The sequence below is a fragment of the Mesorhizobium sp. M7A.F.Ca.US.006.04.2.1 genome, from assembly GCF_004022915.1.
In the GTDB taxonomy this organism is placed as follows: domain Bacteria; phylum Pseudomonadota; class Alphaproteobacteria; order Rhizobiales; family Rhizobiaceae; genus Mesorhizobium; species Mesorhizobium ciceri.
In genome coordinates this window covers 1-4,630 of sequence record NZ_RZQA01000522.1, presented here as the reverse complement: position 1 = coordinate 4,630, position 4,630 = coordinate 1, and the positions used below count along the sequence as shown (strand labels likewise).

The window sequence follows — 4,630 nt, the reverse complement described above, 5'->3', positions numbered from 1 at the left end:
CCCTTGGCTCGGCCAATAGCGCGCGCGAAAGGGTCTCGGCGGTGGTCGCTGTCAATTTCTCCGACATCCAGTTCCAGCCGGAAACCATCGCCGCCTGGCTCGCCTTCTATGTCGAGGCGCAGAAATCATCGGCCTTGCGCCGGCTGCTCAAGGTCTACGCGCGGCGGCTGCACTCGAACCTGATGAGCGGGCTGACCGGGATCTTGCCCAGAGCCGAAGCCGACCGCGCCGCCGAAGCGACCGCGGCGATGATCGACGGGCTCTACATCAGGCGGGCGCTGAAAGACGGCGTGCCCGATGCCGCGACCGCGATCGCGCTGGTCGAGGACTATCTCGAAACCAAACTTGGCGAGCGGCGCAAACAGTGACAATGAAGCCAACCAATTTCCTGATCGTCATGGTCGACCAGCTCAACGGAACCCTGTTTCCGGACGGACCGGCGGAGTTTCTGCATACACCGCATCTGAAAGCGTTGGCCGCGCGTTCGGCGCGCTTTGCCAACAACTACACGGCCTCGCCGCTCTGCGCGCCGGGCCGTGCCTCGTTCATGAGCGGGCAATTGCCGTCGCGCACCGGCGTCTATGACAATGCCGCCGAATTCGCCTCATCGATCCCGACCTTTGCCCATCATTTGCGCGCCGCCGGCTACTACACCTGCCTGTCGGGCAAGATGCATTTCGTTGGGCCGGACCAGTTGCATGGTTTCGAGGAGCGGCTGACGACCGACATTTATCCAGCCGATTTCGGCTGGACGCCGGATTACCGCAAGCCCGGCGAGCGTATCGACTGGTGGTATCACAATCTGGGCTCGGTGACCGGTGCAGGCGTCGCCGAGATCACCAACCAGATGGAGTATGACGACGAGGTCGTGTTCCTGGCCACGCAGAAGCTCTATCAGCTTTCGCGCGAACAGGACGATGCGAACCATCGGCCTTGGTGCCTCACTGTCTCGCTGTCGCATCCGCACGATCCCTATGTCGCGCGCAAGCAATATTGGGATCTCTATGAGCATTGCCAGGCGCTGGACCCGGAAACCGGGTTCATCGCGTATGACCAGCAGGATACGCATTCCCGGCGGCTGTACCACGCCAGTGACTACCCCTCTTTCGAGATCACGCCAGAGCAGGTGCGTCGTTCGCGGCAGGGCTATTTCGCCAACATCTCCTATGTCGACGACAAGCTGGGCGAGATCCTCGACGTTCTCAAGCGCACACGCATGGCGGACGACACAATCATCCTGTTCTGCTCGGATCACGGCGACATGCTCGGCGAGCGCGGCCTGTGGTTCAAGATGAGCTTCTTCGAGGGTTCGGCGCGGGTACCGCTGATGATTGCCGGCAAGGGCGTTCGCGCCGGGCTGATCGAGACGCCGGTCTCCAATCTCGACGTGGCGCCGACGCTTTGCGATCTCGCCGGCATCGACATCGCTGCGATCGCGCCGTGGACCGACGGCCAGTCGCTGCTGCCGCTCACCGAGGGCATCGAGCGCACCGCACCGGTGTTGATGGAGTATGCGGCCGAAGGGTCCAACGCGCCGTTGGTGGCGATCCGCGACGGCAGATACAAATTCGTCCACTGCGAGCTCGATCCGCCGCAACTGTTCGATCTCGAAGCCGATCCGCTCGAACGGGACAATCTGGCCGACGACCCCGCCAATGCCGGCTTGGTGGCGGCATTCATGGACAAAGTCCAGGCGCGCTGGGACATGGCCGGCTTCGACGCCGCTGTCCGCGAAAGCCAGGCGCGCCGCTGGGTCGTCTATCCGGCGCTGCGCAACGGCGCCTATTACCCCTGGGATTTCCAGCCCCTGCAAAAGGCGTCCGAGCGCTACATGCGCAATCACATGAACCTCGACAATCTCGAAGAGAGCAAACGGTATCCGCGAGGCGAATGATGTCAGACCTTCTCGTCCCCTCCCTTGACCATCTCAAGCAGGCCTATGCCGTCACCTCCAGGGCGACGCAGATCACGCCGCTGCTGGAATCGACGGCACTAGCCCGCGAGACCGGCGCCGCCCGCGTCTTCATCAAGCCGGAATCGCTGCAATGGGCCGGCTCATTCAAGGTGCGCGGCGCCTATTGGCGCCTGAAGCAGCTTTCAGTTGACGAAGCGAAGAAGGGCGTCGTCGCCTACTCCTCCGGCAATTTCGCGCAAGGGCTGGCGGCTGCCGGCCAGGCGCTTGGCGTTCCCGTCACCATCGTCATGCCGATCGACGCACCGGCCGCCAAGCGTGATGCCACGGCGGGCTATGGCGCCCGCGTCGTGCTGACCGACCATGGCGAGCGCGCGCGGGAGGAAGTCGCCGCCGCCAAGGCGCGCGAGATCGCCGAGACAGAGGGCCTGGCGCTGCTGCATCCATTCGACGATCCGGAGATCGTCGCCGGCCAGGCGGGCGCCGGCCTCGAAGCGCTTGACCAACTCGAAGCCAAAGGTGCCAGCGCCGACCTCTTGTTCTGCTCGGTCGGTGGCGGCGGGTTGATCGGCGGCGTTTCGCTTGCCTTCCATTATCTGTCGCCAGCGACAGAGATCATCGGCGTCGAGCCGGAAGGTTTCAATGGCATGGGCTCGTCGCTGGCGCATGGCGCTATCGAGACGATGCCGATCGGGCCGAAATCGATCTGCGACGGGTTGATGTCACGACGGCCGGGCGATGCTCCGTTTGCCGCGGTCAAGACGGCGGGTGTTCACGGCATCACCGTCGACGACCAATCGGTGCGGCGCGCCATGCGGATCGCCTTCGAGCGCATGAAGCTGGTGCTCGAACCGTCGGGGGCGGCGTCGATCGCGGCATTGCTCGGCGGCAAGGTGGATGTGAAGGACAAGACCGTCCTTGTTGTGGCTACCGGCGGCAATGTCTCGCTCGCCGATTTCATGGCGCATATGAACCATGCTTGAAGCGGATTTCGTCATCATCGGCTCCGGCTCGGCCGGCTCGGCCATGGCCTATCGCCTGTCGGAAGACGGCAAGCATTCGGTCATCGTCATCGAATTCGGCGGCAGCGATATCGGGCCGCTGATCCAGATGCCGTCGGCGCTGTCGATCCCGCTCAACATGAGCCTGTACGACTGGGGCTTTGCCAGCGAGCCGGAGCCGCATCTCGGCGGCCGTGTGCTGGCGACACCGCGCGGCAAGGTTATCGGCGGCTCGTCCTCGATCAACGGCATGGTCTATGTGCGCGGCCACGCCCGCGACTTCGACCATTGGGCCGAAGAGGGTGCGGCCGGCTGGGGCTTCGCCGACGTGCTCCCCTATTTCAAGCGCATGGAGGATTCGGATGGCGGCGAGGATGGCTGGCGCGGGCACGGCGGGCCGCTGCATGTGCAGCGCGGCTCGCGTAAAAATCCGCTCTATGGCGCCTTCGTCGAGGCTGGCCGCCAGGCCGGGTTCGAACTGACGGAGGACTATAACGGTTCCAAGCAGGAAGGTTTTGGGCCGATGGAGCAGACCATCAGCGGCGGCCGCCGATGGTCGGCGGCATCAGCCTATCTGAAGCCGGCGCTGAAGCGCAAAAACGTCAGTCTGGTCAAGGGCTTTGCGCGGCGGGTGATCATCGAGAATCAGCGCGCCATCGGCGTCGAGATCGAAGCTCACAAACAGATTCAGGTCGTTAAGGCGCGACGTGAGGTAATCGTCGCCGCATCGTCGATCAATTCGCCCAAGATCCTGATGCTGTCCGGCATCGGTCCGGCCGAGCATCTGCGCGAAAACGGCATTCCGGTGGTGGCCGACAGGCCCGGCGTCGGCCGCAACCTGCAGGACCATATGGAGCTCTACATCCAGCAGGAATCATTGCTGCCGATCACGCTCAATTCGGTGCTGAATCCGTTCTCGAAAGCGCTCATCGGGGCGCAGTGGCTGTTCCTCAAGACCGGGCTTGGCGCCACCAACCATTTCGAAGCGGCGGCCTTCGTGCGCTCACGTGCCGGCGTCGACTACCCCGACATCCAGTACCATTTCATCCCCGCGGCAGTCCGCTATGACGGCAAGGCGGCGGCCAAGTCGCACGGCTTCCAGGCGCATGTCGGACCGATGCGCTCGAAGTCGCGGGGGTCGGTGACGCTGCGCTCGCCGGACCCGAAATCGAAACCGATGATCCACTTCAACTACATGTCGCATCCAGACGACTGGGCGGAGTTCCGCCACTGCATCCGGCTGACGCGCGAGATCTTCGGCCAGTCGGCGTTCGATCCCTATCGAGGCAAGGAGATATCGCCGGGCAGCCACGTGCAGTCGGACGACGATCTCGACATCTTCATCCGGGATCACGCCGAGAGCGCCTACCATCCTTGCGGCACCTGCAAGATGGGCCGCGCCGACGACGTGATGAGCGTCGTCGATCCGGAGTGCCGGGTCATCGGCGTCGAAGGATTGCGGGTCGCCGATTCCTCGATCTTCCCGCGCGTCACCAACGGCAATCTCAATGCGCCGTCGATCATGACCGGCGAGAAGGCATCCGATCACATCCTTGGCCGCACGCCGCTGGCGCCGTCCAACCAGGAACCATGGATCAATCCGCGCTGGCAGGCGTCGGACAGATAGAGCATGATCGTGTGACTGCACGATCCGCATGCCGCGAAAGACAATCTGGAGACTTCCATGCGCGCTCAGCCCACGGCATCGCACTATGTC

4 protein-coding genes are annotated in these 4,630 nt (G+C 63.7%); all 4 read left to right on the top strand.

Annotated elements, in window-relative coordinates:
• Positions 1-368, top strand: a 368-nt coding sequence (betI, locus tag EN925_RS24245; protein WP_128336988.1) for a transcriptional regulator BetI, incomplete at its 5' end; no start/stop codon positions are given.
• A complete protein-coding gene (gene betC / locus EN925_RS24240; RefSeq protein WP_164766117.1) occupies positions 365-1,894 on the top strand; it encodes a choline-sulfatase in 1,530 nt (509 codons plus the stop codon). The genes betI and betC, both read left to right, overlap by 4 nt.
• Positions 1,894-2,895: a threonine/serine dehydratase gene (locus EN925_RS24235; protein WP_024505554.1), complete on the top strand. Its 1,002-nt coding sequence runs from the start codon at positions 1,894-1,896 to the stop codon at positions 2,893-2,895. Before betC ends, EN925_RS24235 begins: the two co-directional genes overlap by 1 nt.
• Positions 2,888-4,540, top strand: a complete 1,653-nt coding sequence (gene betA / locus EN925_RS24230) for a choline dehydrogenase (protein WP_063171723.1) — start codon at positions 2,888-2,890, stop codon at positions 4,538-4,540. The genes EN925_RS24235 and betA overlap by 8 nt, the downstream gene beginning before the upstream one ends.
• The last annotated feature ends 90 nt before the right edge of the window (positions 4,541-4,630 follow it).